The organism is Anseongella ginsenosidimutans (genome assembly GCF_008033235.1).
Lineage (GTDB): Bacteria > Bacteroidota > Bacteroidia > Sphingobacteriales > Sphingobacteriaceae > Anseongella > Anseongella ginsenosidimutans.
Window position 1 is genome coordinate 1,735,912 of record NZ_CP042432.1, and the last position, 26,993, is coordinate 1,762,904.

A 26,993-nucleotide genomic window follows, 5' to 3' on the forward strand; every position below is an offset into this window, starting at 1 on the left:
TAAATAGCACTTTCAAACAGAAAAATGGAAATTCTTCGATTTACTACCGCCGGAAGCGTCGACGACGGTAAAAGTACGCTCATAGGCCGTCTCTTATACGATTCAAAATCTATTTTTGAAGACCAGATTGCGGCGGTAAAGGCTAGCAGCGAACGTAAGGGGCTGGCGAACATAGACCTTTCCCTGCTTACCGACGGCCTGAAGGCCGAAAGAGAACAGGGTATTACCATTGATGTGGCTTACCGTTATTTCACTACACCCAAGCGTAAATTCATTATTGCCGATACGCCCGGCCATATCCAGTACACCCGCAACATGGTTACCGGCGCTTCTACCGCCAACCTGGCGCTGATCCTGGTGGATGCCCGTAACGGCGTGGTGGAGCAAACCTGCCGGCATTCTTATATCGCTTCTCTCCTGGAGATCCCTCACCTGGTGGTATGTATCAATAAAATGGACCTGGTGGACTACTCCGAAGAGGTTTTTAACCGCATTTCAGAGCAGTTCAACGAGTTTGCCAGTAAGCTGGTCGTGAACGATATCCGCTATATTCCTATCAGCGCCCTGCACGGGGACAACGTGGTGGACCGCTCGAAGAACATGGACTGGTACCAGGGCGGCACCTTGCTGAATACGCTGGAAACCATTCACATTGGCAGCGATGAGAACCATATTGACGCCCGTTTCCCGGTACAAACCATTATCCGCCCCCATTCCGACGAACACCATGATTATCGCGGCTACGCCGGGCGTGTTGCCGGCGGGATCTTCCGTCCGGGAGATAAGGTGGTGGTCCTGCCTTCAGGCCTGAGTTCCACCATTCGCAGCATTGATACATTTACCGGTTCCATCAACGAGGCTTTCCCGCCCATGTCCGTTTCCATGACGCTGGAGGACGATATTGATATCAGCAGGGGGACATGATCGTAAAGGAAAATAACCAGCCCCAGATGGAGCAGGACATTGACATAATGATCTGCTGGCTTAACGCGCGCGGCCCGCAGCCGGGTGCAAAATATACGATCCGCCATACCAGCAGGGAAACCCGCGCAGTGATCAAGGACGTAGTGTATAAAATGGATATCAATACCCTGCAGCGCGTGGAAAATGACGCCGAGCTGAAGATGAACGATATCGCCCGTGTCCGCCTTCGCACTATGCAGCGCCTTATTTTTGACAGCTACCGCCGCAACCGCAATACGGGCAGCCTGGTGCTTATTGATGAAAATACCAACGAAACGGTTGCCGCCGGTATGATCGTTTAATATCAAAGAATGAAAGTTACCATTGTAGCGGGCGCACGTCCCAATTTCATGAAAATCGCCCCGATCATTGCTGCCATCAAGGCCCGGCGGCAGGAAGGCCGCGATATTGATTACCGGCTGGTGCATACCGGGCAGCATTATGATAAGAACATGAGCGGCAGCTTTTTCGAGCAGCTGGGCATTCCCGAGCCGGACGCGAACCTGGAATCGGGCGGCGGCAGCCAGGCCGAACAAACGGGAAATATCATGGTGCGCTTTGAAAAGGACCTGCAGGAACATCCCGCGGACGTGGTGCTGGTAGTGGGAGATGTTACTTCCACGCTGGCCTGTTCCATTGTGGCCAAAAAGCTGCACACCCGTGTGGCACATGTGGAGGCCGGCATTCGTTCCGGCGATATCCGTATGCCCGAGGAGATCAACCGCCTGGTGACCGATGCCATTACCGATTATTTTTTTACTACTTCGGAAATAGCCGGCGCTAACCTTTCGAAAGCGGGCGTCCCGGGGGAACGGATCTTTTTCGTGGGCAATACCATGATCGATACCCTGCTGAAACACCAGCCGAACTTTGTCCAGCCCGCCATCTGGCAGGAAACCGGCCTCAAAGCGCAGGAATATATTGTCATGACCCTGCATCGGCCGGCGAACGTGGACCAGGAACAGCAGCTGAAGGCGCTGATGGACGCGATCGTAAGCGCTTCACGCGAACTTCCCCTGATTTTCCCGGTACATCCCCGGACGGGCAAAATGCTGAAAAATATTGGGATCTCCGCCCCGAACCTGCACATGATAGATCCCCTGAGCTACCTTGAGTTCAACTACCTGGTGCAGCACGCAAAAGCCGTGGTTACCGATTCCGGCGGCATCACCGAAGAAACTACGGTCATGGGGGTTCCCTGCATGACCCTTCGCGACAGTACTGAACGCCCTGAAACCTGTACCATCGGCACCAACGAGCTGCTCGGCATCAACCCGGCTGCCATTGCTCCGGCTTTCGAAAAGCTGTTCAATAACGAATGGAAACCCGGTGGGATCCCCGAACTTTGGGATGGTAAAGCTGCCGAACGCATCGCAGATCAGCTGCTGGCCCTGGGATAGCCCGCCCTGCCTAAGCCCCTGGCTCTGCTTCAGCTTCCCCGCTTCAGCCGCGTCTCAGTTCCCGCCCCTGCCTCAGGTGCAGCCCGTGCCTCTGCTTCAGCCGCGCCTCAGTTCCCGCCCCTGCCTCAGCCCTGCTTCTGCGGCGCCGGCAAACGTTAGTCCGTTTATTGTTTGATCCTGGTATCGAACTCCAGCGGCTCAATTCCTGCGATCTTTACCTGGTTGAAGTCCAGGTGCAGCGGGTTCAATATAAAGTTATGCTCCGCCGGAACAATGACACTTGGTATCCGGAAGGCCAGATGTTCCCTTTTTCGCAGCAAGTCAGATCCGAAAGCAACTGTTTCGGTGGGAAAAGGCCTTTCCTGCCAATTCGCCGGAAGCTCTTGTAATGAAATGGTTCTCCAGCAGTTATCCGGGATTTCATAAGTTGTCATGGCCAGGCTCGCCGGGAGATATTCCAGTTTCACGTTGGCGGCATATTCAAGAATGCCGAGCGACCTGCTTGAAGCTGCGTATATACAAGGTAATCCTGCTTCGTTCCACCGGCCTCCGTGTAATTCAGCGCCTTTTCCGGTCAGATCGCTTGCATACCGGCTATGTCCTATGTGGAATACAAACATCTTATGAAAATATGCCGAAAGCAATTCTGCCTACAAGGTGCTTTACTTCCTGGATACCGATAATAGTGTCCGACAGTTCAATCGGAGCTATTTGTCCCAGTGCGGCATTAGGTTCGTTCATCCAGGCATTGAATTTATCACCGTTTCCAAAAATGTCGAAGCCATAACTATACAAATCTGCCAGAGCCATTATTTTTTCGCTGACATTTCTGTTGAATTTCTCCTCGCCCTTCTTGTTAATGAGTGTTACCCTTGCTACGGAAAGCAGTTCAGCCAGCATATCATAATCCAGGCTGGCTGCATCTTTTAGCGATGTAAGATCTTTCTTGGAAATCCCTGACTTGATTTTAGCGATCTTCTGCTGTGGGCTTAATTCATAGGGAGGCGCTTCAGTATCGCTGAGCATAAGCGCCGGCTTTTCCGGCTCTTTTGCCGGGTAAACTGCCTTTTTTTTAGGTAATGCCATGCCGGGTCTTTATTTGAATCGAAGTTAGTGTTTTTTTGTACTTCCTCCAAAACTTCTTTACCCGGTCCAGGTTTACAATGTCGCTTCCACAGCTTATTTTGGCCTTGTCTGTACCCGGTCAGTCTGTACCCGATCAGTCTGTACCCGGTCAGTCTGTACCCGATCAGTCTGTACCCGGTCAGAGGGTTTACCTGTCTGAAGGGAAAGCGTTTTCCACATCTACTTCCGGGCGCTGATCGCGGTTGGCCAGTTCCCAGGCTGTGTGAAATACCAGGCGGGTCCGCTGGCTGAGGGCATCGAAATTGATCTTCTCAATGTCATCAGTATGCTTGTGGTAATCCTCGTGTACGCCGTTAAAATAGAAGATGATGGGGATCCCGTGCTTGGCGAAATTATAATGGTCTGAGCGGTAGTAAAAACGGTTAGGATCGTCCGGATCATTGTAGGTATAATCCAGCTCCAGCTTCGTATAGGTGGCGTTGGCCTTTTCATTAATGGCATGCAGCTGCGTGCTGAGTTTGTCGGAGCCGATAATGTACACGTATTCCGGCTTGCCCGCATGAACAGAATCCACCCTGCCTATCATATCAATATTCAGATTGGTGATGGTATTTTCCAGCGGAAATACGGGATGATCGGAATAATAGCGGGAGCCCAGGAGGCCTTTTTCTTCACCGGTAACGGTCATGAATAAAAGGCTGCGGCGAGGGCCTTTACCTGCTTTGGCTGCTTTGGCAAAGGCTTCGGCCATTTCCAGCACGGCGGTGGTGCCGGATCCGTCGTCATCGGCGCCGTTATATATTTTTCCATCGATGATGCCTTCATGATCATAATGGGCAGTAAGTACGATGAGTTCTTTTTTCAGTTCCGGATCGCTGCCCTCCAGGTAACCCAGGACATTGGCGGCATCAACCGGGGCTGAGCGGCGGTTGATCCGGAAGCGGAGCGACACTTTGACCGGGGCGCTGGCGGCTTTGCCGGTGGATGCGATCTTGCGCTGCAAGTCTTGCAGGGATAAGGAAGCGGGGGCTAACAGGCGGCCAGCGGCTTCGGGGCTTACGTACAGCAAGGCCGGTTTTTCTTCCTGGTTTTTCAGGTCGCTCGCTAATTTCATGGAGCTTCCGGCAAAATAATTCCGGTAATTTTTCGCGTAGGTGGCGACGCTCTTGGTAACCATAATGATGGCGGAGGCGCCTTTTTCCTTCAGCAGCTCCAGCTTTTTTTCCTGGTTGGCCGTCCATTCGGAAAATTCGCGGCTGCCGGTTACATAAGAAGTGCTGTCGGGGCCGAAGGGTTCTCCCGGGAGGATCATCACTACTTTCCCGTTAACATCCACATCCTGGTAATCATTATATTTTTCATCCTCAATGCCATAACCGGCAAAGATCAGCCCGGAAGCGTCCAGTTCCAGCTTCTGCAGATCAGGGAAGAACAGGAAGTCCTCAAGAAACTGAAGGGAATCGCCGTTTACCGTGAAGGTTTTATCGTTAATATGCTGCTTTACCAGCGCTACCTGCTGGTAATAACTGCCGTCCACCGGGCCTTCCAGCCCCAGCTTCTTAAAGTAGGCGGCGATGTATTCGGCGGCCATATGCCCGCCCTTTTCCCCGGTATTGCGGCCTTCATATTCATCCGAGGCCAACACGGAAAGATGCGCTTTGGCGTCTTTAGGAGTAATAGTTGCTCCGAATTTAGCAGCCGCACGGTCCGGCGCCGGGGCGCGGTCCTTGTCGGAGGTGACTGTTTCCTGGGCTTTTAACGAAGCAGCGGCACTCAGCAGCGCCAGTCCTAGAACAAAGATCTTCTTCATACAAAAGGTGTTGTGAATGGTTCAGCACCGGTCTATTTTATCTACCCGCCTGGCGTGCCTTCCGCCTTCAAATGCGGTACCCAGGAAGGTTTTCATGATCGTTGAAGCATCTTCAAGGGAAGTAAAGCGGGCCGGGATACAGCAGATATTAGCATTATTGTGAGAACGGCCAAGCTCCGCAAGTTCCGGCAGCCAGCAGACGGCCGCGCGAATGCCCTGGTGTTTGTTGGCGGTGATGGCAACCCCGTTGGCGCTTCCGCAGAGCAGGATGCCCAAGTCGTATTCGCCGGAGGCTACACCTTCGGCCACGGGATGCACAAAATCGGGATAGTCCACGGAATCACCGGAATACGGTCCGAAATCCTTTACCTGGTGGTCAAGCCCTTCCAGTTCACCGATCAGTACCTGTTTGTAATCAAACCCTGCATGATCGCCGCCAACAGCTATTTTCATACTCAAATAATTAGTCTTCCAGTTCCCGGTAATTTCCCCTGGAATCTTCAGCCAGCTCTTCTTCTTCCTTCTCCTTGTTCTTACGCACTACGTAGCCTGATACAAATATACTTATTTCGTAAAGAATCAACAGGGGCGTGGCCACCACGACCTGCGTAAGCACGTCTGCGCTGGGGGTAATCACGGCGGAAACGATCAGGATGATCACAATGGCATAGCGCCGGTTCCGCTTCATGATAGATGGGGTGATAATTCCCACCTTGGAAAGAAAATAAATGACAATAGGCAGCTCGAATATCAGGCCTGCGGCCAGGGTGAGCGTGGCTACGGTTGAAATATAGTTACTAAGCGTGTACTGGTTGGTGACGATATCGCTGACGATATAGTTGCTAAGAAAGGAAATGCTCAGGGGAACGAAAATAAAATACCCGAACAGGACCCCCATACCAAAGAGCATGGACGAAAAAAACACGAATCCCGTGCTGTATTTTTTTTCATTACTGTAAAGCGCGGGCCGGATAAAGCGCCAAATTTCCCAGAGTATATAAGGAAAGGCCAGGATAAAGCCTACAACCAGCGAGCTGGTGATATGCAGGGTGAACTGGCCTACCATCTGCGTATTCATAAGGGTAAACGGTATCTCTTCAATGCAGATACCGCCGATGTTCAGCATATCCCCCAATTTGCACATTTGCCGGTACGTCCAGAAATCGACGCTTTTAGGGCCGAAAAGTATCTTGTCAAAGACAATTTCGCGGTTCAGGAAGGCGACAATGGTAAAGGCGAATAATACGGCCAGTGATCGGATAAAATGCCAGCGAAGTACTTCCAGGTGGTCGAAGAATGACATTTCATCTTCCAGCGTCTGGTCCTTTCGCCGTATCTTTTTATCAGTTTTTTTGAAAATGACTCTTCCATTCTTATCGCTTATAGGTGACCAGTAATAAGCCAACTACAATTCCCGCCAGGATCCCGATGGCCATTTTTTTTATCAGCAACCCCACGGTAAGGCCGATAGCGATGGCAATCCAAGGTTTCAGCCGGGGGCTTATTTTCATTCCTCTCCATTTTCAGACAGGTCGAAACTTTCCATGAACTTGGTGGTGAAATTACCGGCCCTGTAGTTTGGATCCCGCATCAGGCGCTGGTGGAAGGGGATCGTGGTCTTTATGCCTTCTATTACGAATTCGCTCAGCGCACGTTCCATGGTGCTGATGGCTTCATCACGGGTTTGTGCCACAGTGATGAGCTTGGCAATCATGGAATCGTAATTGGGGGGTATCTGGTATCCTGAATAAACGTGTGTATCCACCCGTACTCCGTGACCGCCGGGCGAATGGAAGTTGGTGATCCTCCCGGGGCTTGGCCTGAAATCATTGAACGGGTCTTCGGCATTGATCCGGCATTCGATGGAATGCATGCCCGGGAAATAATTCTTGCCTGAAATAGGAATCCCGGAAGCAACTTTGATCTGTTCCTTAATAAGGTCATAATTGATCACTTCTTCGGTAACCGGGTGTTCCACCTGGATGCGGGTATTCATTTCCATAAAATAGAAATTCTGGTGCTTGTCCACCAGGAATTCGATGGTACCCGCTCCTTCATAGTTTACGGCCTTGGCTCCTGCGATAGCGGCTTTGCCCATTTTCTTGCGAAGCTCTTCTGTCATAAAGGGCGAAGGGGATTCCTCCACGAGCTTCTGGTGGCGGCGCTGGATGGAGCAGTCGCGTTCCGAAAGATGACTTACCTTGCCGTACTGGTCGCCGATGATCTGTATTTCAATATGGCGGGGATCTTCCACGAATTTTTCAAGGTAGATCCCGTCATTGCCAAAGGCGGCTCCTGCTTCCTGGCGGGCTGAGTCCCAGGCTTTCTGGAATTCTTCGTCCTTCCAGATGATGCGCATGCCCCTGCCGCCGCCGCCGGCCGTGGCTTTTAAAATAATAGGGTACCCTATTTCCCTTGCCACATTAATGCCTTCCTCAACGTCCTTTATTAGTCCGGTTGAACCGGGAATGGTTGGTACGCCGGCCTTTTTCATGGTTTCCTTGGCCGAAGCCTTGTCGCCCATGGCATTGATCATTTCCGGTGAAGCGCCAATGAATTTGATCCCGTGATCCCGGCAGATCGCCGAAAACTTCGCGTTTTCGGAAAGAAAACCGTATCCCGGGTGAATGGCGTCCGAATTGGTGATCTCAACAGCCGAAATGATATTGGGAATGTTGAGATAAGAGTCTTTAGCGGGGGGCGGTCCTATGCATACCGCCTCATCTGCGAAGCGTACATGAAGGCTCTCCTGGTCGGCAGTGGAATAAACCGCTACCGTTCTTATGCCCATTTCCTTGCAGGTGCGGATGATCCGCAGGGCGATTTCCCCCCGGTTCGCTATCAGTATCTTTTTAAACATTTATATAGGTTCTACGAGGAATAGCGGCTGATCATACTCTACAGGACTGGCGTCTTCGGCCAGTATTTTTACGATCCGCCCGGATATTTCCGATTCAATCTCGTTAAACAGTTTCATGGCTTCGATAATACAAACAACCTGGCCCGGCTTTATCTCGTCTCCTGCATTTACGAAAGCGGGCGTATCAGGGGATGAAGAACGGTAAAATGTTCCGATCATGGGAGATTTTACGGTGATCAGGTTCTGCTGCTGGGCGGCTTCGGGAGCTTTTTCGGCCTTTTCAGGGGCCGGCCGCTGGACTTCAGGAACTGGCTGGGCCTGCGGCAGCACAGCGCCCGCGGGAGGAAGCGTGGTATTGATCACGGTCTGCTCTTTGCCTGTTTTGATGGTGATCTTGAAATTTTCCTGCTCTATGGAAACTTCACTTACCCCCGATTTGGCTACGAATTTTATAAGATCCTGAATTTCTTTGATTTCCATGTTCTTAGGTTTTTTGGTCAATAAGCCCATTTAAGGTATACCGCTCCCCAGGTGAAACCGCCTCCGAAAGCGGACAATATCAGGTTGTCGCCTTTTTTCAGCTTGTTCTCCCAGTCCCAAAGGCACAAGGGAATGGTCCCGGCCGTGGTATTGCCGTATTTTTCAATATTTACCATTACTTTTTCCGGGCCGATGCCCATGCGCTCGGCGGTGGCGTCAATAATACGCTTATTTGCCTGGTGAGGCACGAGCCAGGCAATATCTTCTGATACAAGGCGGTTTCGCTCCATGATCTCCGCGGATACTTCAGCCATATTAACGACGGCAAATTTAAAAACAGCCTTTCCTTCCTGGAATACGTAATGCTCCCTGTTGGAAACTGTTTCAATGCTGGCAGGACAAGCTGAACCGCCGGCTTTTTGCCGGAGGAAATGCCGTCCGGATCCGTCACTGCGCAAAATAGAGTCCATTACTCCAAGGCCTTCCGGATTGGGTTCCAGCAATACAGCGCCCGCTCCGTCCCCAAATATAATACAGGTGGTCCGGTCTTCATAATTTATAATAGAAGACATCATGTCGGCGCCCACGATCACCACTTTCTTATGCATGCCGCTCTCAATAAACTGCGCGCCGGTTGAAAGTGCGTAAATAAAGCCGGAGCATGCCGCGTTTAAGTCGTAGCCCCAGGCATTTTTAGCGCCGATCTTATCACAAATGATATTAGCCGTAGCGGGGAAGGGCATATCCGGGGTGACCGTTGCGCAGATAAGCAGATCAATTTCTTCCGGCTTGATCCCTTTTTTGTCGAGAAGGCCTTTCACCGCTTCTACCCCCATGTCGGAAGTGGCCCGGCCGCCCTTGAGAATTCTTCGTTCCTTGATGCCCGTTCGCGTGGTGATCCATTCATCACTGGTTTCTACCATGGTTTCCAGCTCCTGGTTGTTAAGTATGTATTCAGGAACATAGCCGTGAACGGCAGTGATGGCCGCGTAATTTTTAGTCATGGGCGCTAATATAATTAATTAAAGATCCTTCTTATCTTTTCGGTGAGTTTCGTTGTTACCATGTCCTGGGAAAGGAGGATCATGTTCTTTATTGCTTCCGGCGAGGAGATGCCATGCCCGACCACTACGGGAGCGTTCACCCCAAGTATGGGCGATCCTCCGTATTGTTCATAATTAAATCGGTCAAAGAACACGTCATTGAAACCTTTTCTAACCGTTAAGGTGTAAAAGGTTTCAGCCAGCTTGAGAATCACATTTCCGGTAAAGCCGTCGCATACGATCACATCGGCCATATCTGTGAACAGATCGCGGCCTTCTACATTACCGATGAAATTGAAACTGGGTTCCTCACGCATGAGGGCATAGGCAGCCTGGGTAAGAAGGTTACCTTTTTCAGGCTCTTCCCCGATATTGATCAGGCCCACGCGGGGGTTTTTGACGCCGTAAATATTTTCCAGCAGGAGCTTTCCCAGTATCCCGAACTGCAGCAGGTTATCGGGGCGGCAGTCGGCATTGGCGCCCACGTCCAGTATCAGTCCCAGCCCGCCTTTCAGCTTTGGGACGATGGTGGGCATTGCCGGCCGGATGACGCCGGGAATGGTTTTAATGGAGAACATGGACCCTACCAGCATAGCCCCGGTGTTGCCGGCGCTTGAAAAGGCGTCAATATGGCCTTCTTTCAGCAGCTGGAAACCCAGGGGGATACTTGCAGTAGCTTTTTGGGCAATGGCCTTTGTTGGATGGTCGGCCATGCCGATAAATTCGCTCGTGTGAACGAACTCAAATGCATGCTCATCGGCATTCTCTTCCTTGAGGATGCGGCGGATTTGGTCCGTATTACCTATGAGTACGATCTGATTACCAACGGGTAATTCTTTTTGGGCTAAAACCGCTCCTTTCACCGTAGCTTCAGGAGCAAAATCGCCACCCATTGCATCTAAACCAATTCGCATCGAATGCCGGATGATTAAGCTTTTGTATTTTCAACAATCAGCTTTCCGCGATAATACAGGTTACCGTCAACTGTGTATGCGCGGTGCGGCAGGTGAACAGCTCCGGTTTCCTTGCAAACTACCAACGGAGAAGCAGTCGCCTTGTAATGCGTTCTTCTCTTATCCCTTCTCGACTTCGAAATTTTGGATTTCGGATGTGCCATAACTTAAATTTATAATCTTTACTTAATTGTTCCTTAGTTTTTTCAACGCTTCCCAGCGGGGATCTCCCTCCGGGGTTTGCTTATCTTCCCTGGTCCGCAGTTTCTCCAGCGCGGCAAGCGTTTCCGGGTTGCAGGCTGGTGTTCCGCCGGCATCGTCCGGGTGGATACTCACCATAGGCAGGGCCAGGTGAGTGAATTCATAAATAAAGGGAGTAACATCAATCTCATGTTCTTTTGTCCCGATATATACAACATCTTCCTGTTCGCCGCCTTCCACTTCATCACTGATTTTAACCAGTTGCTGCTGCCGGCTTTCCAATGGATAATCAAAAGGATCCAGGCAGCGGTCGCAAACCAGTTCCACCGTCCCGCTGATCGCAAAGTCCAGCGTCAGCAGGTGTTCCCGTTTATCTAACGAGAGGCGGACATCCAGGTTGCCTTTTTTGATGATGGAGTAGTCGAACTCTCCGAAGAATTTGTCGCCTACCTTAAAATCAAATTCATGACAGCCGTTTTTCAGCCCTGCAAACTGTATGATGAATTCTTTTAGCGGATTCAAAGTACGTTCCAGTTAAGCCCGCAAATTTAGCACTTTATATTCAGATCGAAAATTAAAATTCCTAAGAAGATGTTAAATTTTTGTTTACGCCGGTATCCGCAAAGCTTATTCATCGTCTTTTCTTGATACGGGAAGCGGGTTTACTGAAAGTTCGGCATGTTCCCTGCGACGGTTTACAATGTCAATCGCGCTGAACAGGGCTTTTCTGAAGGAAGACTCATCTGCCAGGCCCTTTCCCGCAATGTCGAATGCGGTCCCATGGTCAGGAGAGGTCCGCACTGCCGGAAGCCCTGCCGTAAAATTAACACCTTCGCCGGCGGCAATCGATTTGAACGGGATCAGTCCCTGGTCATGGTACATGGCGAGTACCCCGTCAAAGGTTTTGTATATTTCTTTTCCGAAGAAGGCATCGGCGGGATAAGGCCCGAAAGCCAGGATGTTTTCCGAGTAAGCCTGGTTGACGGCCGGAATAATGATCTCTTTTTCTTCCCTGCCTAGCAGGCCCTGGTCTCCTGCATGCGGGTTGAGCCCCAGTACGGCTATGCGGGGCTTTTCTATCCAGAAGTCTTTTTTGAGACTTTCATTCATTAACCGGAGCTTGGAATGGATCTTTTCCTTACTGAGAGAGGCAGAAACGTCCTTGAGGGGAATATGACCGGTGACTACGCCTATTTTCAGTTCGTCGGTGATCATAAACATAAGCACATCGCCGCTGCCAAAAGCCTGCTGCAGGTATTCGGTATGCCCCGGAAAATGAAATTCATCACTTTGAATATTGGTCTTATTGAACGGAGCGGTGACGAGCAGGTCGATCTTTCCTTCCTTTAGGTCCTTTACCGCTGCCTGAAGTGATTTAAGCGCATATTTTCCGCCGTTACCGGTATTTTCGCCAAGGTCCACTTTTACTTCTTCCTCCCAGCAATTCACCAGGTTAGCCCTTTTGGGATTGGCCGAAGCGGCGTCCTGGATGATCTGGAAACTAAAGTCTTGTATGCCCAGCGCCTTCCGGTGAAAGGAGGCAATCTTAACCGACCCGTACACTACCGGCGTGCATAATTCATTGATCCGGTTATCGAGCAAGGCTTTCATGATAACCTCCAGCCCGATCCCGTTTATATCTCCAAAAGTTATACCCGCTTTGAGTTTTATGTTGCTCATCCCTTAAATATCTTTTTCCGTGAATAGGATACAAAGGTAAGAATACGGCCGGACTATGTAAGCAGCCGCCTGGTGATATCCGCAAAGTCCTTCACGCTCAGCCTTTCCGCTCTCAACTGCAGCGTGGCCTCCTCTATTTTCCCTGCCGGGCTATATCGCGACAAGGCATTCCGGAGCGTCTTCCGCCGTTGGTTAAATGCGGCCTTTACCACTTCAAAGAAGAGCTTTTCATCACAGTCAAGGCTGAAATCTTTCTTTCTTTCCAGGCGGATCACTCCCGACCGAACTTTGGGCGGCGGGTTAAATACCCCCGGATTCACGGTGAATAAGTATTCAATATCGTAAAAGGCCTGCAGCAGTACGCTCAGTATCCCATAGGTCTTACTGCCGGGGGCAGCGGCAACACGCTCTGCGACTTCTTTCTGGAACATGCCGGTAAGCTCGGGGACTTGCTCCCTGTGTTCCAGCACTTTAAAAAGTATCTGCGAAGAAATATTATACGGAAAATTTCCGATGATCCCTACCTGCCCTTTGAAATACGCCCCTATATCGAAACGGAGAAAATCCGCATGAATGATCCTGTTCTCTAACCGAGGGAAATGCTGCTGCAGCCAGTTTACGGATTCCGCGTCAATGTCGATAACAGTCGTTTGGTATTGTTCGTTTTCAAGCAGCAGTTCTGTCAAAATGCCCATGCCGGGGCCTATCTCCAGCACCTGATCGTATTTGCCTTCGGGCCGAAGGCTGTTCACGATCTTCCTGGCAATATTCCTGTCCGTCAGGAAATGCTGCCCCAGGTGCTTTTTTGCTCTGACTGGTATAGACATTTGCGGACAAATATATATTATTATACTGCTTTTATTACTTTCGCAGAAATGAAACGCCTTCTTATTGTTGATAACCTGCATCCAGTTTTTATGGAACTCGTGGGAGCAGCAGGATACCGGTGCGATTACCGGCCGGAAATCACTTATAACGAATGTCTGCACGTAATCGGGGACTATGAAGGGCTCCTGGTGCGCAGTAAGTTTTATGCAGGCCGCGAATTGCTGGACGCCGCCGGCAAGCTAGAGTTTATAGGGCGTGCAGGAGCCGGGATGGACGGAATTGACGTTGCCCTGGCCGGCGAAAGAAATATTGCCCTGCTAAATGCACCTGAAGGAAACCGCGATGCGGTAGGAGAGCATGCGCTGGGGATGCTTCTTAGCCTGCTGAATAACCTTTGCACCGGCAACGCCGGAATCCGCGGCGGAACCTGGGACCGGGAAGGGAACAGAGGCATCGAACTCAACGGAAAAACCGTAGGTATTGTCGGCTACGGCTATATGGGGCAATGTTTCGCGAAAAAGCTTTCCGGACTGGACGTGCGCGTCATTGCCTATGATAAATATAAAAGCGGGTTTTCTGATCCCTTCGCAGAAGAAGTTTCCATGGAACGCTTATTTGCCGAGACAGACATTTTAAGCCTCCACATTCCTCTTACATCCGAAACCCGTCAAATGGTGAACCGCGATTATTGGAATTCCTTTGCAAAAAGTATCTTCTTTATCAATACCGCACGCGGTGAGGTAGTGGATACCGCGGCCTTGCTGGAAGCCATCGCGTCCGGAAAGGTACGCGGCGCCGGGCTGGATGTCCTGGAAGCGGAAAGATTTCCAGCCCTGCAGGAACAACCCTGGTTTAAAGACCTCGTAAATTGCGGTAAGATACTACTTAGCCCGCATGTAGCCGGCTGGAGCCATGAATCCTTCCGCCGTATTTCCGAGGTGCTTGCTGCCAAAGTGCTGGCCCTTTCAGCGCCTCGTCCTTAAAATTACGGATCGCTGCCCCTCACGGATGCTGCCCCTCACGGATGCTGCCCCTCACGGGAAATTAATACGCTCGGTTAGTCAGCGGGATTACCACGTTCGGTTCGGGTTCGTTGAAAGAGTTTGTAAAAAGCAGCCCGCCCTACCGCTCCGCCCGAACCCTTCTTACAAAACTCTCTTCAACTCCCTCGATGGAAGCAATCTTTTGATCATTCAAGTCCGTTTGTTTGATCAGGGCCAGGACAGATGAATGTTTCTGCTGTTGAATACCTTCTCGCAGGCCTTCCTGCCGGCCTTCCCGTTTCGAGGCGCTTGCAATACTTCTAAGGTCGCGATCATAGTCAATTGTCATTTTTTGGTCCTCCTTTAGCTTATTGTAATCGGTTAATTGAAATAGTTTTTCAAATAAGGGCCCCTGAAAGGACGAAGGTTGCTCCTGCAGATGAGGCAAGGCCTTCATGAGGTACAGCCATTTATCAAGATTGGTTTGCAGTTCGGCGATCGTCTTGGTGAACCTGGGAAGCTCCACCAGTATCAGTTCAAATGAAGCAGGGTAGGAATGATCCTTTCCGGAATTCGAATACTCCGATGAACGATAGCGCTTCTTTACCCGCAGTTCCCACGAGCTTTCCCGGCGATACTGCCAACCGGAATTGCTCCGGGGTGGCAAATTCCCGCATTCTCCTTTGGTTTTCAACTGGTACATGTATGTGGGGGTTTATTTTTGAATTCAAATTTTGCGCCTAATAAAACAGAACTCAATGCACCTTTGGCGGGCGGCAGGGCTTGAAAAGCTTTTTTTACGAGCTTATAGCCCTGCACCATGCAGCTGCCGGGGTTAACCAGCCAGTACTCCTTTACGGCGTTCCGTTCATACATGCGTTTTTTATCATGCCAGTCAAATTGCGAGGTGGCAGGGGAAATGATTTCCACGATCAGGTCCGGCGCGCCGTAAATTCCGTTCTTTTTAATAATAGACAGGCGTTCCCTGCTTATGTAAAGAATGTCCGGCTGGAAAGCATTTTCGTCATCCAGGTAAACATTTATGGGCGCGTATAATAACTTCCCTAAACCCCGCTGTTTAACAAAATTATAGATAGCTACCGCTAGCTGGGCCGAGATATCCTGGTGAAGGAAGGCGGGAGCCGGTTCCATGACAATCATGTTTTCGATTAGCTGAGCCCTGGTTCCCTCCGGCAGGCCTTCAAAAATATCTTTGGCCGTTTGCGGAGCAGGGGGGTACGGATAAGCAGGAGTGTTCATTTTCATAAGGTTTGTACAAAAATAAGGGTTCAGGGGATAGCGTCCTACCCAAAAAGAATAGCTAAAAGTTTTAGACTATTGTACACCGGCGGTGTTTGCTTTTTAAGAAAATTATGTTTTAACTTTGTAATGAGTTATAAGAGCAAGACCTCGTCGTTTGCGCGGGGTCTTGTTTATTTATTACAAATTGGTGCTGTGTTAAGCGTGAACTTGCGGCGCCAAGCCTGGTATTTTGTCCCTGGCAGCTTGCAGGCACAAAAATACCGGCGAATATGCTATAGTTCACGCTTAATACGGCACTTGCAAAAAGATTGGAAATGGCTGAGATTACCTATTTTACAGAAGAAGGAATGAAAAAGCTCAGGGATGAGCTTGCACAGTTGAAAGGGGAAGGACGCACTGCAATTGCCAGGCAAATCGCGGAAGCGCGCGACAAGGGAGATCTTTCCGAAAATGCAGAATATGATGCGGCCAAAGATGCCCAGGGTTTACACGAGCTCCGTATTGCAAAACTGGAGGAAACCCTTGCAAATGCCCGTATAGTTGACGAGTCCAAAATGGATGCATCAAAGGTGCTGGTGCTGTCTAATGTGAAGATCAAGAATATCCAGAACGGGAAGGTAATGTCCTACCAGCTGGTCTCAGAGAACGAAGCGGACCTGAAAGCAGGGAAAATTTCGGTGAAATCACCTATCGGGCAGGGACTCCTGGGTAAGACCGTGGGAGATGTGGCTGAAATTGAGGTGCCCACCGGCTTAATGAAATTTGAAGTACTGGGTATCAGCAGGTAACAAGGGAAAAATGGCGAGTATCTTTTCAAAAATAATTACGGGAGAGATCCCGGCCTGGAAAGTGGCCGAAGATGAAAACTACCTGGCCTTCCTGGACATCTCACCCCTGGCCGCCGGGCACACCCTGGTGATTCCCAAAAAGGAGATTGATTACCTTTTCGATATAGAAGATGACCTTTATACCGGCTTGCAGCTTTTTGCAAAGAAAGTAGCTAAAGCGGTTGGGAAGGCGGTTCCCTGCAAACGCGTGGGAGTAGCTGTCGTGGGGCTGGAAGTTCCCCATGCACATATTCATCTGATCCCGATCAACAAGGTGAGCGATATAGATTTTTCACGCCCGAAACTAAAACTGGGCGATGAGGAGATGAAGACGATCTGTGAAAAAATAAGGGCGGAGTTATAGCGCGTATCGATTTTAAACAAGCTGCTGAAGCTTTGCTTCGGCGTATTGTTCCCTCCGCGGCGGCCCGTTTCAGGGTCGGGATCATTGATGCGGAGAATGGTAAAGATGTTTTTGAGATAGCGAATGAAAAGGAATATATCCTTTTACGGGGGAATAACGCCGTTTCGGTTGCTTCGGCCCTGAACTGGTACCTGAAATATTACTGTCATTGCCAGGTTTCCTGGAACAGTGACAATCTCGATCTTCCCGCGGTGCTTCCTCCTGCGGAACCGGGGATCCGGAAGGTAAGCCCTTTTCGCTACCGCGCCTGCTTCAATTACTGCACCTTCAGCTATTCCATGCCCTGGTGGGATTGGGAACGCTGGGAGCGGGAGATTGACTGGATGGCATTGCACGGAGTGAACCTGCCTTTGGCGCTAACCGGACTGGAAGCGGTCTGGCAGGGTACGCTGGAAAAGCTGGGCCTGTCCCCGGAAGAAATAAGCTCATTTCTTGCCGGTCCCGCTTTCCTGTCCTGGCAATGGCTGAGCAACCTCGAAGGCTGGGGCGGCCCGCTGCCCCAAACCTGGGTAAACAGCCACCTGGAATTAGGCCGGAAGATCCTTGAACGCGAACGGGAACTGGGAATGACGCCAATCAAGCAAGGCTTCAGCGGCTATGTCCCACTGGCCGTAGCAGATCATTACCCCGAGGCCAGGATCTATAAGCGGTCCTGGTTCAATATCGGCGCCGGCACAGCTCAGCTGGATCCCCTGGACCCTCTTTTTGAAACGGCGGGACGGATTTTCCTCGAGGAACAGGACCGGCTGCTGGGAAGGGATCACTTTTATGCAGTAGACCCTTTTCACGAAGGAGTGCTTCCTTCAAAAGACCCGGAATACCAGGAACGGGTAGGCCAGGGTATATTTAACGTGACCCGTTCCCTGGACCGTGATGCAATCATCGCGATGCAAACCTGGTCGCTTCATACCGGCGTATTAAAAGGCATTCCGGTTGATCGGTCGCTGATGTTGGGGCTTACGGGAAGTAACTGGAAAAAGTACGAGGGTTTTGGGGGCCGGCCCTGGGTGGCCGGTATCCTGCATAATTATGGCGGACGGGTTTACATGGGGGGTAATCTTCCACATTATGCCGGTAATGCCCTTTCTTTGCTCGATAATCCCGGGGCCGGCAACCTGCAGGGAACCGGGATCTTCCCGGAAGGGATCGAACATAATCCCATCGTGTATGAACTCGCCACGGAAATAGCCTGGCACGACCATCCCCCGGACCTGGAACAGTGGGTGCAGGAATATGCGCGCGCACGCTACGGAAGCCTTCCCGTGGAGGCCGCCGCCGCCTGGAACCTGCTGCTGAAAACCGTATACGGGCAAAAAAAGGTGAAAATACCTTCTATGGAAAGCCCCGTCTGCGCCCGCCCGGCATTAACTATGCTGAGAGCGTCCATGAATGGGGAAATGGAGCGGGACTACCCGCTGCCGCATTTGTGGGAGGCCTGGGGCCTGCTGCTCCGCTGCCGGGAACTGCATGGAAAGGAAACCTACCAGTATGACCTGGTGGATACAGGCCGGCAATGCCTGGCTGATCTTGCGCTGCCGCTGCACAAAAAGATCACAGCCGCCTATGAAGCCGCTGACGCTACGGCGCTGGCCGGGGCAGGAAAACAATTTATAGCTCTCCTTGACGACCTGGACCAGCTGCTGGGCACCCGTTCTGAGTTCCTGCTGGGCAGATGGATCGCTGACGCGAGAAGCTGGGGACTAAATGAAGAAGAAAGGGCGCTTTTCGAGGAAAACGCCCGCACCCTGCTCACCGTTTGGGGCCCTCCCCACCCCGGCGGCCTGTTTTTTGATTACGCCAACCGCCAATGGGCCGGCCTGGTGGGGGGATTTTACAAAATACGCTGGCAAAAATTCATTCACTTTCTGCTGCAGCAACCGGCTGAACCTAAATACCGGTACCGTGAAAAAAGAAGCCTCAAATCGTTCGGCCGCCCGGGCAATGATGAGAATGCCTTCTACAAAAGCTTATCCGCATGGGAACATGCCTGGTGCAGGCAAACCGGAAGTTATCCATCCAGCCCTACGGGCAATCCCGAAGAAATATCCGCAGCCTTATTTGAAAAGTGGATGCCGGTCGCTTCCGGCCTGCCCGGCCTTTGATAAAAAAAAATCAAATTTTTTTTCACAAATCGTCTATAAGTCGCGCTTTTTTTTCTCTAAGCTGTAAAGAGCGTCTTACGGCCGGGCTGCCGATGTCTTCGGGCGAAAGATCCGGACCATGAACCAGGTATATGCAAGGGGAACACAACGAGTTGTTTAATGACAGGACTGCCGGAGATATCCGGAAAGTGTTGAAAACTCCGGAGGCTGAGCGGCTTTCTCCGGGGGAGAAGGAACAACTATGGGAAAAGATTGACGGAAGTATTCCCCGGAAAAAAGGGTGGGTCCGGCGGCTCGGCTGGTTGAAAGTAGCGGCCGCGGTTATTTTTTCAGCAGGAATGGGCAGCTGGCTGCTGTTTAACACGGCAGCTACTTCGCCGCTGGAACAAATGGTGGCTGCTGCCCGCCTGGCGGATACGCTGGCGGCTTCTGAGATCGAAGTGGTCACGATCAATACGAAGGAAAGCGCTGAGGAAGGGGACGAACCTGTGTATAAAACGGTGGTGGTCCCTTACGGGAAGCGGACCATGCTTACCCTGCAGGACAGTACGCGAATATGGCTTAATTCCGGTTCAAAACTTGTTTATCCGGAAGTTTTCGAGGACGGGCAGCGCCAGGTTTACCTGGAAGGCGAGGCCTATTTTGATGTGCAGCATAGCGAGAGCCGGCCTTTCTTTGTTCAGACGAAGGATATGGAAATAAAAGTGCTGGGCACGGAGTTTAACGTGAGCGCCTATTCTGACGACGAAAATTCCAATGTGGTGCTGGTAAAGGGAAGCATTGAGCTGACAACCAACCGGACCAGTTTTTCAGAGAAAGTTAAAACCCGGCTGGTCCCCCACGAGATTGCGGTTTATAACCCGGCGGAAAAAGACCTGGAAATAAGCAATACAGTCGTGGAGGAATACGTTTCATGGAGGACAGGCTCTATGGTCTTTAAGAACAGCCGCCTCAGCGAAATCCTTAAAAAGCTGCAGCGCTACTACCGGATGCAAATTGAGCTGGAAGATCCCGGGCTGGGAACGGCAACCTTTACGGGGCCGCTCGACCTGAAAAAAAATATTGAGTCGGTAATGGATATTATTTGCCTTACCACTTCTTTGGTTTATGAAAAGGAGGAAGGGAAGATCGTACTTAAAGAAAATAAATAAAAAACGGAAGGCGTTGCAGCGCCTTCCGCCGGGAACCGCTTGGGGGCGGTTCCTTAATTGTTAAACTAAAACTAAACAAATGTATGAAAAAATGTGACCGGAGAGTGACGGATCTCCTGCGTATTATGAAGCTCACCACTTTATTTCTCCTGCTTGGAATGATGACTGTTTCCGCTGAAGGCTATTCTCAAAAACGCCTTACCGTCCTGGTGAATAACGGGACGCTGAATGATCTTTTTAACCAGATCCAGCAGCAGAGTGACTATCTTATCTTCTACAGGGATGAAGTGCTGGCCGGAAACCGCCTGGAAAAGATCAACCTGGAACTTAAGAATAAAAAGATCGGCGATATTTTAGACCGGGCGCTGAAAGGCACCCACCTTACCTACCGCATTTCCGGCCGCCAGATAGCTGTAATTGAAGATATTCCTGAAAACAGGGAACTGATACAGCAGGAAGTGAGCGGGACCGTGCAGGATACCTCCGGCATGCCTTTGCCCGGCGTGTCCGTCCAGGTAAAAGGCACGACGACAGGAACTATGACGGATATAGAAGGCCGGTTTACCCTTCCTGCCGGACCTGAAGACGTGCTGGTGATTTCCCTGATGGGCTTTCTTTCAAAAGAAGTACCCGTTGGCGGGCAGGATGAACTCACAATCAACCTGCAGGAGGATGTAGCCAGGCTGGAGCAGGTGGTAGTGGTCGGCTACGGTACCCAGAAACGCTCCAGCATAACCGGCGCGGTTACCGCAGTAGATGCGGCGGATCTTAATAATATGGCCGCCTCTAACCTGTCCAATACCCTCGCCGGCAGGGCGCCGGGAGTGAACGTGACGAATACTTCAGGATTGTCCGGCGCCAGTTCCAGGATCCGGATCCGGGGAAGCTTCGGGGAACCGCTGTATGTGATTGACGGGATCGTTCGGGACAAAGCCGCTTTCGATGCGCTGGAAGCTTCCGAAGTTAACCAGATGAGCTTTCTGAAAGATGCCGCCACGGCTTCCATTTATGGTTCCCGGGCAGGGAATGGCGTTGTGCTGGTAACCACGAAAAAAGGAAAAGCACAGGAGGCGACTTTTAATTTCCAGTCCAATTACACGATGGGCCGGCCAACCATGACCCTCCTTTCAGACCTTACCACGGCCACGGACGAACTGATCTACCAAAACCGGGTCGCCGAATTTAACGGGAATGCCGCCCCCAACGGAACCGAGGAGTTCGAATATTTTGAGAACCGGAGTTATAACGTGCATGATTTTATCTGGAGAAACCCCAGCTTTCACCGCCAGTCCTTGTCAGTAACGGGAGGCAATGAAAAGGTTACATATTATTCCCTTCTCAGCTACCGCGATGAACAAGGTTCCTATACTTCCGTAGACCACCAGAAGTATAATTTGAGAAGTAATATTTCGGCTAATATCACGGATGCCGTTAGCGTGGATCTTAATTTGTCGGCCAATCAGCAAAACCTGGACCGCTTTTACTGGCCGTTTACCGGAGACGATGATTATGACGTTTCCGACCTTTACCGTGTAACGTTTAACTGGCCGAAGACTTATCCTTTTTACCTGGAAGAAGACGGGACGCCGGCCGACTATGTAACAGATTACCCTGTGCAAACTCCTATGGGCAGCTGGCAGGCCTGGAGCGTGATTGACCAGGTGATCGGCGACCGGTACATTCAAACCCGGCGGCGGCAGCTGAACTCTATACTCACACTCAATGTGAAACTGGATGCACTGACCCCGGGCCTTTCCACCAAAGTAACGGGCAGTTACCTGGCCGAAGACTATATGCGGAAGAAATACCTGACCTACCAGACAAATTACGTGTTCAACCAGGCAGATCCCGGCGGCAACCGTTTTCTGCCCGCTCCGCCGGATCCGAACGACATCAATATATTTACCTTCAGCCAAAACCAGCCCTTTATGAGCTATGATATGGCTACTTACTGGGGTTACCAGTTCAACTGGTTCCTGAATTATGATCGCACCTTTAATAAGCACACGGTGCAGGCGCTGGCAGTATTTGAACAGGCGGAAAGCGGGGGGCATGAGGTGCTGGCCCGCGCGGAAAATCCGATTACTTCGGATGACCAGATGTTCGTATACCCGACTGACAGGCAATTTCGCTACGGAGACGGCCGCGATACCATCGGGGCGCGTCAATCCTACATCGGAAGGGTACATTACGCGTATGATGATAAGTATATTGCCGAATTCTCTTTCCGCTATGACGGGAATACACTTTTCCCTGACGGTAAGCGCTGGGGCTTTTTCCCCTCTGTTTCAGCCGCGTGGCGGATCGCGGAGGAACCCTTTTTCCGTGAGCTGACAGGCGCCTTTGACGAACTGAAGCTCAGGGCATCCTACGGCACCACGGGGAATGATCTGAATGTGAGTAATGAAGAGATCGCCGCTTTCGCCTATGCCGAGAACTATGTGAACTCGGGGAATTATATTTTCGGTGACCGCTTATACCAGCAAATTGCCCCCGGAGCTACTCCTAATCCATTCCTCACCTGGGCCACTTCCACTACGTATAACCTGGGACTGGATGTGGCCGTGATGAACGGGAAACTGAGCGGTACATTAGATGCCTTTGTCCGGGAAGAAACCGATATCCTGGGCCCCCGCGGAGTAACGCTTCCTGTTGCTTACGGCCGGGCGCTGGCGCCGGAAAATTACGCGGCCCGTTCCTGGCGGGGAGGGGAGCTAACCGTGATGTGGCAGGATGATATTGGAAATGGCCTTAATTATGCCGTAACAGGCAACCTGGGATACGCAAGGGACCGCTGGGATACTTACGATGAAAATCCGGCCTATGCCCCGGCGGCAACCAGCATTTTCAGTCACGCATCGGCCGGCCGGAGGATCGCATTATCGGCCTCCGGGCGCTTGGGATCATCCGCACGCAGGAACAGCTGGACGCGCTTCTTGAACAGGGATTCACGCAGTACGGCCGCGATCCTTACCTTGGCGGGCTGTACTTTGAAGACGTACGCGGCGACGGGTACTCGCCCGGGCCTGACGGTAAAATAGACGGGAACGACTTCCAGCTGCTTTCCGACGACGCCGCGCCCCGGATCAATTACGGCTTCGGATTCGATGTATATTATAAGCGCTTTGCACTGCAAGCCCATTTCCAGGGCGTGATGGCATACGACCGTATTATAAGTAACCAGGAAGGGGCCGGTATGCGCCAGCACGGCGGAGCGGTCCGGCCTTACTATCCTATCTGGGCGTCGGACGTGTGGACACCTGATAATCCTGATGCGAAATATCCCCGTCCGATTGGCCAGAACTGGTACGAATCCGGCACAGGCTCTACCTCCTTCTGGATCCGGAACGGCGCTTACCTCCGGCTGAAGACCCTGAACTTGTCCTACAGCCTGCCGGAAGCCTGGTCTTCTACCTTGAAACTGAAGGATATCACGGTGTATTTTAACGGGACCAACCTGTTCTTCATTTCGGAAATGGACGAATTCCATGATCCGGAGCAGCGGAACTATGATTCCTATCCCATCATGAAAACCTTCACTTTTGGACTGGATGTTAGATTTTAATGACACGCAACATGAAAAAGATCATATATAGTATATTATCGTGCCTGGCTGTTCTTACCGTTTCCTGTAATGACGACGTCCTTGATATTGAGGACCTGGGCCATTACCAGGCAGAAGAAGTATGGAACGACCCGAATCTTGCCAATGCCTATATGGCCAATATTTATCCCATGTTCGGCAACTGGGCTGCAGACGTTAGCGAACGAAGTGAACAATTGGTGGGGATCCATTTTTATCCCAACCGGATTACTATTTCGAACGGAGAATATAAATCCTGGGATTATAACCGCATCCGCCTTATCAACCAGGCCATACAGGATGTGAATGGGGGTACCCTGGACCAGGAGATTAAGGACAATATTATGGGGCAGGCGCTTTTCATGCGGGCTTACGCCTATTTTAATATGGTGATGTACCACGGAGGCGTGCCTTACCTGACTGAGCCGCTGGACCGCTATGAAGATGATTTGCTGGTATCACGGAATTCGACTGCGGAATGTTTTGATCTGATCATACAAGACCTGGACAATGCCATTGCCAACCTTCCGGAGCGCATTGAACCTTCTTCCGACGAGTATGGTAAGATAGACGGAAGCTTTGCCCAGGCTTTCAAGGCAAAGGTGCTGCTGTACAAGGCTTCTCCTCAGTTCAACCCTTCGAACCCCTGGGACAATGCTTATTGGGAAGAAGCTTACCAGGTGAATAAACAGGTTTATGACGGACTTAGCAGCCTCGGATTCGCCTTGCATCCAGATTATTCCACCATTGCGCTGGATGAACGCAACAATGAGATCATTTTCTCCGTCATCAACAGCTACCCTGATAAGGTAGCGGCCTGGGACCACGGTGTGCGGCCCGGATCGGAAAGCCGGGGACCTGCTTCAGCCTGTCCCAGCTGGGAGTTCGTAAAAGAATTTCCGATGAAGGACGGGAAGCTTTACAACGATCCTACTGGCGCGTACTATAAAACAGACGAAGAATTTTTGCAGAGCTACTGGGAAAACCGCGATCCGCGGTTTGACAAATCAGTGGTATGGAATGGAAAAATTTACGAGGTATCCGGGAAAGCCGGAAAGCGGCAGTACACCGCCCTGGGAGTGGCGCATGAACTGGATGATTTTGGGGTAAACCCGGCGGCGGAAACCAATTCCACCAACCTGAACCGGTACAGTGGCTTCTTTATTCTGAAAAACAGCCTGCTGAACCTTAAGCAAGCCGAAGTTCAGCAATACGATGTGGATTACGTGGTGATGCGCTTCGCGGAAGTAATGCTGAATTATGCCGAAACGGCCAACGAAACAGGGAGGACCGGCGAAGCCCTGGAAATCCTGAAGCAGATCCGCGAGCGGGCCGGTATTGAGCCCGGCGCCGGCGGCAATTATGGGATCACAGCCGACACCCGGGAAGAGGTGCGGGAAGCGATCCTGGCCGAACGGAATATCGAGTTCTGCTTTGAAGGCCACCGCTTCTGGGACCTGCGCCGCCTGCGCATGCTGGACCGCCTGGACGGCATTACCAAGCATGGAGTGGAAGCGATAGCCGTTACGCCTTCCGGAACGGATATGCCCCTTGACCAGGCCAGGGAACAGGCCGATGAGTACCAGCTGGTGGAGGAAGATTTCCGCTACAGCCTGCTGCAGGTGCCGTTTTCCGGCGTAAAAGTAATGTCGCTCCCGGAACAATATTATTTCTTCCCTATCCAGGAGGAGGTGATCAACCGGAATTCCAATATTGAACAGAACTCCAACTGGGGAGGAACCTTTAATCCTACGCTGGAATAGTGACGAGACTTTCAAAGAGTTAAGAACCCTTTCAAAGTTTTTCATAAATTGGGCCGCCATTTCTTTTGTCCGCCGGCGCAATGGCTCCGCTGTGACTGTCCGGGGGCGTGGCGATTGTTATCTGGATTAACTTAAACATTAATGGAAAAACCGAAACAACCTTCGAGTTCCAGGAGGAATTTTTTGAAAGGCTCTGCCGCCGCGCTGGCTGCATTTACGATCGTTCCCAGGCATGTTCTGGGGCAGGGATTCCTTGCTCCGAGCGATCAGCTTACCAAAGCCGTGATCGGAGTAGGCGGCATGGGACGTAATCATTTTGGGTATGCCGGTACCCGCGTGGTAGCCATTTGCGACGTGGATAAAGGCCACCTGAAAAAGGCTTTGGGGATGCTTGATAAAGGAGTTAAAACCTTTGCTGATTACCGGGAACTGATACGGCTTCCGGAAGTAGATATCGTACACGTGGCCACCCCGCCCCACTGGCATGGTATTATCGCCGCCGACGCCGCACGGGAGGGGAAAGACATCTGGTGTGAAAAACCAATGACCCGTACCATTGGCGAAGGTAAGAGGCTGGTAGAAGCGGTGCAGCAGCACGGCCGGATTTTCCGGCTGAACACCTGGTTCCGTTTTGAAGATAATTTCTACGGGATGGGCACCACGGTGAAACCTATTAAGAAACTGGTTCAAAGCGGCCTGCTTGGCTGGCCCCTGAAAGTAACGATTGGCGGCGGGACAGGCTTTAACTGGAAATTTTTCTGGGTTGGAAAGGAACACCTGGACCCACAGCCTGTTCCCGCCGAACTGGATTATGAAATGTGGCTGGGCCCGGCGCCCTGGAAACCTTATAACCCGCACCGCGTACACCAGACTTTCCGCGGCTACTGGGATTATGACGGCGGTGGCCTTGGCGATATGGGGCAGCACTATATTGACCCCGTTCAGTATTTCCTTGACAAAGACCATACAAGCCCTGTAAGCGTAGAAGTAGACGCTCCCCAGCAGCATCCTGATGCCGCCGGTGCATGGAGGCGGATTGAATTCACCTACGAGGACGGTTGCAAGATCATCCTTGACGGAGAGAACAAGGATGCGAATGTACCTTATATAGAAGGGCCGAAAGGGAAGCTGTATCCCGGTTTCCGTTCTGATATCCCTGACCTGCAAAAGAAGCTGGCTGCTTTCCCTGACCCGGAACCGCAGGTGACCGATTTCGTAGAAGCGGTAAAGAAGCGTCAGAAGTTTGCGTTGAACGAAGAGAACGGCCATCGCTCCTGTACCCTGGTGAACATGGGTAAGATTGCCGTACGCCTGAACCGTTCCCTGAAATTTGATCCGGTGGCCCAGCGCTTTATAGACGATGAAGGCGCTAACGAACTGGCTTACCAGGCAATGAGAGGCCCCTGGACAATATAGATACTATTACAATGTTGAAAAAAATACTATTATTATTTACGGCTGTGCTTGCCCTGAACGGGGCAGCCATGGCACAGCTGGATGCAAACCGGACGGTTTCCACCCGGATCGCAGACCTGCTGGCGCAAATGCCGGCGGAAAACGGGGCGGAATTGAAGCAGCATGCGCAGGAAATGG

General features: G+C 51.3%; 28 protein-coding genes. 12 read left to right on the forward strand and 16 right to left on the reverse strand.

Annotated features, from left to right (window positions below; genetic code table 11):
• The first annotated feature begins 24 nt into the window (after positions 1-24).
• The 3 genes from FRZ59_RS07345 to wecB are packed head-to-tail and all read left to right on the forward strand — an operon-like array spanning position 25 to position 2,363.
• Positions 25-924 carry a sulfate adenylyltransferase subunit 1 gene (locus FRZ59_RS07345; protein ID WP_349290833.1) on the forward strand — a complete coding sequence of 300 codons (900 nt, stop codon included), beginning with the start codon at positions 25-27 and terminating at the stop codon, positions 922-924.
• Positions 921-1,265 carry an elongation factor 1-alpha C-terminal domain-related protein gene (locus FRZ59_RS19765; protein WP_349290834.1) on the forward strand — a complete coding sequence of 115 codons (345 nt, stop codon included), beginning with the start codon at positions 921-923 and terminating at the stop codon, positions 1,263-1,265. The genes FRZ59_RS07345 and FRZ59_RS19765 overlap by 4 nt, the downstream gene beginning before the upstream one ends.
• A gap of 9 nt (positions 1,266-1,274) precedes the next feature.
• Entirely contained in the window at positions 1,275-2,363 is a 1,089-nt protein-coding gene (gene wecB, locus FRZ59_RS07350; RefSeq protein WP_132129282.1) for a non-hydrolyzing UDP-N-acetylglucosamine 2-epimerase, read from the forward strand.
• A 164-nt stretch (positions 2,364-2,527) separates the two neighbouring features.
• Here the strand turns inward: wecB and FRZ59_RS07355 are convergent, their stop codons facing one another.
• The 14 genes from FRZ59_RS07355 to rsmA form a co-directional block, all read right to left on the reverse strand.
• Positions 2,528-2,983: an RES family NAD+ phosphorylase gene (locus FRZ59_RS07355; protein ID WP_132129283.1), complete on the reverse strand. Its 456-nt coding sequence runs from the start codon at positions 2,981-2,983 to the stop codon at positions 2,528-2,530.
• A 1-nt stretch (position 2,984) separates the two neighbouring features.
• On the reverse strand, positions 2,985-3,449 hold the full coding sequence (locus FRZ59_RS07360; protein ID WP_132129284.1) for an Xre family toxin-antitoxin system antitoxin: 465 nt from the start codon (positions 3,447-3,449) through the stop codon (positions 2,985-2,987).
• Between the two features lie 187 nt (positions 3,450-3,636).
• Positions 3,637-5,259 carry a M28 family peptidase gene (locus FRZ59_RS07365; protein WP_132129285.1) on the reverse strand — a complete coding sequence of 541 codons (1,623 nt, stop codon included), beginning with the start codon at positions 5,257-5,259 and terminating at the stop codon, positions 3,637-3,639.
• Between the two features lie 21 nt (positions 5,260-5,280).
• Positions 5,281-5,712 carry a ribose 5-phosphate isomerase B gene (gene rpiB / locus FRZ59_RS07370; RefSeq protein WP_132129286.1) on the reverse strand — a complete coding sequence of 144 codons (432 nt, stop codon included), beginning with the start codon at positions 5,710-5,712 and terminating at the stop codon, positions 5,281-5,283.
• A gap of 10 nt (positions 5,713-5,722) precedes the next feature.
• The gene (gene tatC, locus FRZ59_RS07375; RefSeq protein WP_225975234.1) at positions 5,723-6,664 is read right to left on the reverse strand and encodes a twin-arginine translocase subunit TatC; all 942 of its coding nucleotides are present in this window, start codon (positions 6,662-6,664) and stop codon (positions 5,723-5,725) included.
• A complete protein-coding gene (locus tag FRZ59_RS18600; protein WP_165922844.1) occupies positions 6,633-6,770 on the reverse strand; it encodes a hypothetical protein in 138 nt (45 codons plus the stop codon). The genes tatC and FRZ59_RS18600 overlap by 32 nt, the downstream gene beginning before the upstream one ends.
• Positions 6,767-8,119, reverse strand: coding sequence for an acetyl-CoA carboxylase biotin carboxylase subunit (gene accC / locus FRZ59_RS07380; protein ID WP_132129288.1), 1,353 nt, complete (start codon positions 8,117-8,119; stop codon positions 6,767-6,769). The genes FRZ59_RS18600 and accC overlap by 4 nt, the downstream gene beginning before the upstream one ends.
• Positions 8,120-8,599 (reverse strand): acetyl-CoA carboxylase biotin carboxyl carrier protein, encoded by a 480-nt coding sequence (accB, locus tag FRZ59_RS07385; protein WP_132129289.1) that lies wholly within the window; start codon positions 8,597-8,599, stop codon positions 8,120-8,122.
• Positions 8,600-8,616: 17 nt separating this feature from the next.
• On the reverse strand, positions 8,617-9,603 hold the full coding sequence (locus FRZ59_RS07390; protein ID WP_132129290.1) for a beta-ketoacyl-ACP synthase III: 987 nt from the start codon (positions 9,601-9,603) through the stop codon (positions 8,617-8,619).
• Between the two features lie 14 nt (positions 9,604-9,617).
• Positions 9,618-10,556 (reverse strand): phosphate acyltransferase PlsX, encoded by a 939-nt coding sequence (gene plsX, locus FRZ59_RS07395; RefSeq protein WP_132129291.1) that lies wholly within the window; start codon positions 10,554-10,556, stop codon positions 9,618-9,620.
• 14 nt (positions 10,557-10,570) lie between these two features.
• The gene (gene rpmF / locus FRZ59_RS07400; protein ID WP_132129292.1) at positions 10,571-10,759 is read right to left on the reverse strand and encodes a 50S ribosomal protein L32; all 189 of its coding nucleotides are present in this window, start codon (positions 10,757-10,759) and stop codon (positions 10,571-10,573) included.
• Positions 10,760-10,781: 22 nt separating this feature from the next.
• On the reverse strand, positions 10,782-11,318 hold the full coding sequence (locus tag FRZ59_RS07405) for a YceD family protein (RefSeq protein WP_158640559.1): 537 nt from the start codon (positions 11,316-11,318) through the stop codon (positions 10,782-10,784).
• A 105-nt stretch (positions 11,319-11,423) separates the two neighbouring features.
• Positions 11,424-12,476, reverse strand: coding sequence for a 4-hydroxythreonine-4-phosphate dehydrogenase PdxA (gene pdxA / locus FRZ59_RS07410; RefSeq protein ID WP_132129294.1), 1,053 nt, complete (start codon positions 12,474-12,476; stop codon positions 11,424-11,426).
• 53 nt (positions 12,477-12,529) lie between these two features.
• Positions 12,530-13,303, reverse strand: coding sequence for a 16S rRNA (adenine(1518)-N(6)/adenine(1519)-N(6))-dimethyltransferase RsmA (gene rsmA, locus FRZ59_RS07415; protein WP_132129295.1), 774 nt, complete (start codon positions 13,301-13,303; stop codon positions 12,530-12,532).
• Between the two features lie 48 nt (positions 13,304-13,351).
• Between rsmA and FRZ59_RS07420 the strand changes: the two genes are divergently transcribed.
• Positions 13,352-14,287 carry an NAD(P)-dependent oxidoreductase gene (locus tag FRZ59_RS07420; RefSeq protein ID WP_132129296.1) on the forward strand — a complete coding sequence of 312 codons (936 nt, stop codon included), beginning with the start codon at positions 13,352-13,354 and terminating at the stop codon, positions 14,285-14,287.
• A 139-nt stretch (positions 14,288-14,426) separates the two neighbouring features.
• On the opposite strand, the gene FRZ59_RS07425 is transcribed toward FRZ59_RS07420, so the two are convergent.
• Together FRZ59_RS07425 and FRZ59_RS07430 are read right to left on the reverse strand one after the other, a co-directional pair.
• Positions 14,427-14,990, reverse strand: a complete 564-nt coding sequence (locus FRZ59_RS07425) for a PD-(D/E)XK nuclease family transposase (protein ID WP_132129297.1) — start codon at positions 14,988-14,990, stop codon at positions 14,427-14,429.
• On the reverse strand, positions 14,978-15,547 hold the full coding sequence (locus FRZ59_RS07430) for a Uma2 family endonuclease (protein ID WP_158640560.1): 570 nt from the start codon (positions 15,545-15,547) through the stop codon (positions 14,978-14,980). The genes FRZ59_RS07425 and FRZ59_RS07430 overlap by 13 nt, the downstream gene beginning before the upstream one ends.
• 317 nt (positions 15,548-15,864) lie before the next feature.
• Here FRZ59_RS07430 and greA point away from each other — a divergent pair, with 317 nt between their 5' ends.
• The 8 genes from greA (at position 15,865) to FRZ59_RS07465 (ending at position 26,816) form a co-directional block, all read left to right on the forward strand.
• Positions 15,865-16,338, forward strand: coding sequence for a transcription elongation factor GreA (greA, locus tag FRZ59_RS07435; protein WP_132129299.1), 474 nt, complete (start codon positions 15,865-15,867; stop codon positions 16,336-16,338).
• Between the two features lie 10 nt (positions 16,339-16,348).
• A complete protein-coding gene (locus FRZ59_RS07440) occupies positions 16,349-16,741 on the forward strand; it encodes an HIT family protein (RefSeq protein ID WP_132129300.1) in 393 nt (130 codons plus the stop codon).
• A gap of 5 nt (positions 16,742-16,746) precedes the next feature.
• The gene (locus tag FRZ59_RS07445; RefSeq protein WP_262709597.1) at positions 16,747-18,903 is read left to right on the forward strand and encodes an alpha-N-acetylglucosaminidase; all 2,157 of its coding nucleotides are present in this window, start codon (positions 16,747-16,749) and stop codon (positions 18,901-18,903) included.
• Between the two features lie 131 nt (positions 18,904-19,034).
• A complete protein-coding gene (locus tag FRZ59_RS07450; protein ID WP_132129302.1) occupies positions 19,035-20,054 on the forward strand; it encodes a FecR family protein in 1,020 nt (339 codons plus the stop codon).
• A gap of 83 nt (positions 20,055-20,137) precedes the next feature.
• Complete coding sequence (locus FRZ59_RS07455) at positions 20,138-23,095, forward strand: SusC/RagA family TonB-linked outer membrane protein (RefSeq protein WP_225975235.1); 2,958 nt, start codon at positions 20,138-20,140, stop codon at positions 23,093-23,095.
• 113 nt (positions 23,096-23,208) lie between these two features.
• A complete protein-coding gene (locus FRZ59_RS18990) occupies positions 23,209-23,619 on the forward strand; it encodes a hypothetical protein (protein ID WP_225975236.1) in 411 nt (136 codons plus the stop codon).
• Between the two features lie 11 nt (positions 23,620-23,630).
• Entirely contained in the window at positions 23,631-25,400 is a 1,770-nt protein-coding gene (locus FRZ59_RS07460) for a RagB/SusD family nutrient uptake outer membrane protein (RefSeq protein WP_132129303.1), read from the forward strand.
• A 141-nt stretch (positions 25,401-25,541) separates the two neighbouring features.
• Positions 25,542-26,816, forward strand: coding sequence for a Gfo/Idh/MocA family oxidoreductase (locus FRZ59_RS07465; RefSeq protein WP_132129304.1), 1,275 nt, complete (start codon positions 25,542-25,544; stop codon positions 26,814-26,816).
• Positions 26,817-26,993: the final 177 nt, after the last annotated feature.

Excerpts from the sequence above, each read along its gene's own strand:
- FRZ59_RS07345 (WP_349290833.1), top strand. The coding sequence starts at position 25 with ATGGAAATTCTTCGATTTACTACCGCCGGAAGCGTCGACGACGGTAAA.
- FRZ59_RS19765 (WP_349290834.1), top strand. The coding sequence starts at position 921 with ATGATCGTAAAGGAAAATAACCAGCCCCAGATGGAGCAGGACATTGAC.
- wecB (WP_132129282.1), top strand. The coding sequence starts at position 1,275 with ATGAAAGTTACCATTGTAGCGGGCGCACGTCCCAATTTCATGAAAATC.
- FRZ59_RS07355 (WP_132129283.1), bottom strand. The coding sequence starts at position 2,983 with ATGTTTGTATTCCACATAGGACATAGCCGGTATGCAAGCGATCTGACC.
- FRZ59_RS07360 (WP_132129284.1), bottom strand. The coding sequence starts at position 3,449 with ATGGCATTACCTAAAAAAAAGGCAGTTTACCCGGCAAAAGAGCCGGAA.
- FRZ59_RS07365 (WP_132129285.1), bottom strand. The coding sequence starts at position 5,259 with ATGAAGAAGATCTTTGTTCTAGGACTGGCGCTGCTGAGTGCCGCTGCT.
- rpiB (WP_132129286.1), bottom strand. The coding sequence starts at position 5,712 with ATGAAAATAGCTGTTGGCGGCGATCATGCAGGGTTTGATTACAAACAG.
- FRZ59_RS18600 (WP_165922844.1), bottom strand. The coding sequence starts at position 6,770 with ATGAAAATAAGCCCCCGGCTGAAACCTTGGATTGCCATCGCTATCGGC.
- accC (WP_132129288.1), bottom strand. The coding sequence starts at position 8,119 with ATGTTTAAAAAGATACTGATAGCGAACCGGGGGGAAATCGCCCTGCGG.
- accB (WP_132129289.1), bottom strand. The coding sequence starts at position 8,599 with ATGGAAATCAAAGAAATTCAGGATCTTATAAAATTCGTAGCCAAATCG.
- FRZ59_RS07390 (WP_132129290.1), bottom strand. The coding sequence starts at position 9,603 with ATGACTAAAAATTACGCGGCCATCACTGCCGTTCACGGCTATGTTCCT.
- plsX (WP_132129291.1), bottom strand. The coding sequence starts at position 10,556 with ATGCGAATTGGTTTAGATGCAATGGGTGGCGATTTTGCTCCTGAAGCT.
- rpmF (WP_132129292.1), bottom strand. The coding sequence starts at position 10,759 with ATGGCACATCCGAAATCCAAAATTTCGAAGTCGAGAAGGGATAAGAGA.
- pdxA (WP_132129294.1), bottom strand. The coding sequence starts at position 12,476 with ATGAGCAACATAAAACTCAAAGCGGGTATAACTTTTGGAGATATAAAC.
- rsmA (WP_132129295.1), bottom strand. The coding sequence starts at position 13,303 with ATGTCTATACCAGTCAGAGCAAAAAAGCACCTGGGGCAGCATTTCCTG.
- FRZ59_RS07420 (WP_132129296.1), top strand. The coding sequence starts at position 13,352 with ATGAAACGCCTTCTTATTGTTGATAACCTGCATCCAGTTTTTATGGAA.
- FRZ59_RS07425 (WP_132129297.1), bottom strand. The coding sequence starts at position 14,990 with ATGTACCAGTTGAAAACCAAAGGAGAATGCGGGAATTTGCCACCCCGG.
- FRZ59_RS07430 (WP_158640560.1), bottom strand. The coding sequence starts at position 15,547 with ATGAACACTCCTGCTTATCCGTACCCCCCTGCTCCGCAAACGGCCAAA.
- greA (WP_132129299.1), top strand. The coding sequence starts at position 15,865 with ATGGCTGAGATTACCTATTTTACAGAAGAAGGAATGAAAAAGCTCAGG.
- FRZ59_RS07440 (WP_132129300.1), top strand. The coding sequence starts at position 16,349 with ATGGCGAGTATCTTTTCAAAAATAATTACGGGAGAGATCCCGGCCTGG.
- FRZ59_RS07450 (WP_132129302.1), top strand. The coding sequence starts at position 19,035 with ATGCAAGGGGAACACAACGAGTTGTTTAATGACAGGACTGCCGGAGAT.
- FRZ59_RS07455 (WP_225975235.1), top strand. The coding sequence starts at position 20,138 with ATGAAAAAATGTGACCGGAGAGTGACGGATCTCCTGCGTATTATGAAG.
- FRZ59_RS18990 (WP_225975236.1), top strand. The coding sequence starts at position 23,209 with ATGGCATACGACCGTATTATAAGTAACCAGGAAGGGGCCGGTATGCGC.
- FRZ59_RS07460 (WP_132129303.1), top strand. The coding sequence starts at position 23,631 with ATGAAAAAGATCATATATAGTATATTATCGTGCCTGGCTGTTCTTACC.
- FRZ59_RS07465 (WP_132129304.1), top strand. The coding sequence starts at position 25,542 with ATGGAAAAACCGAAACAACCTTCGAGTTCCAGGAGGAATTTTTTGAAA.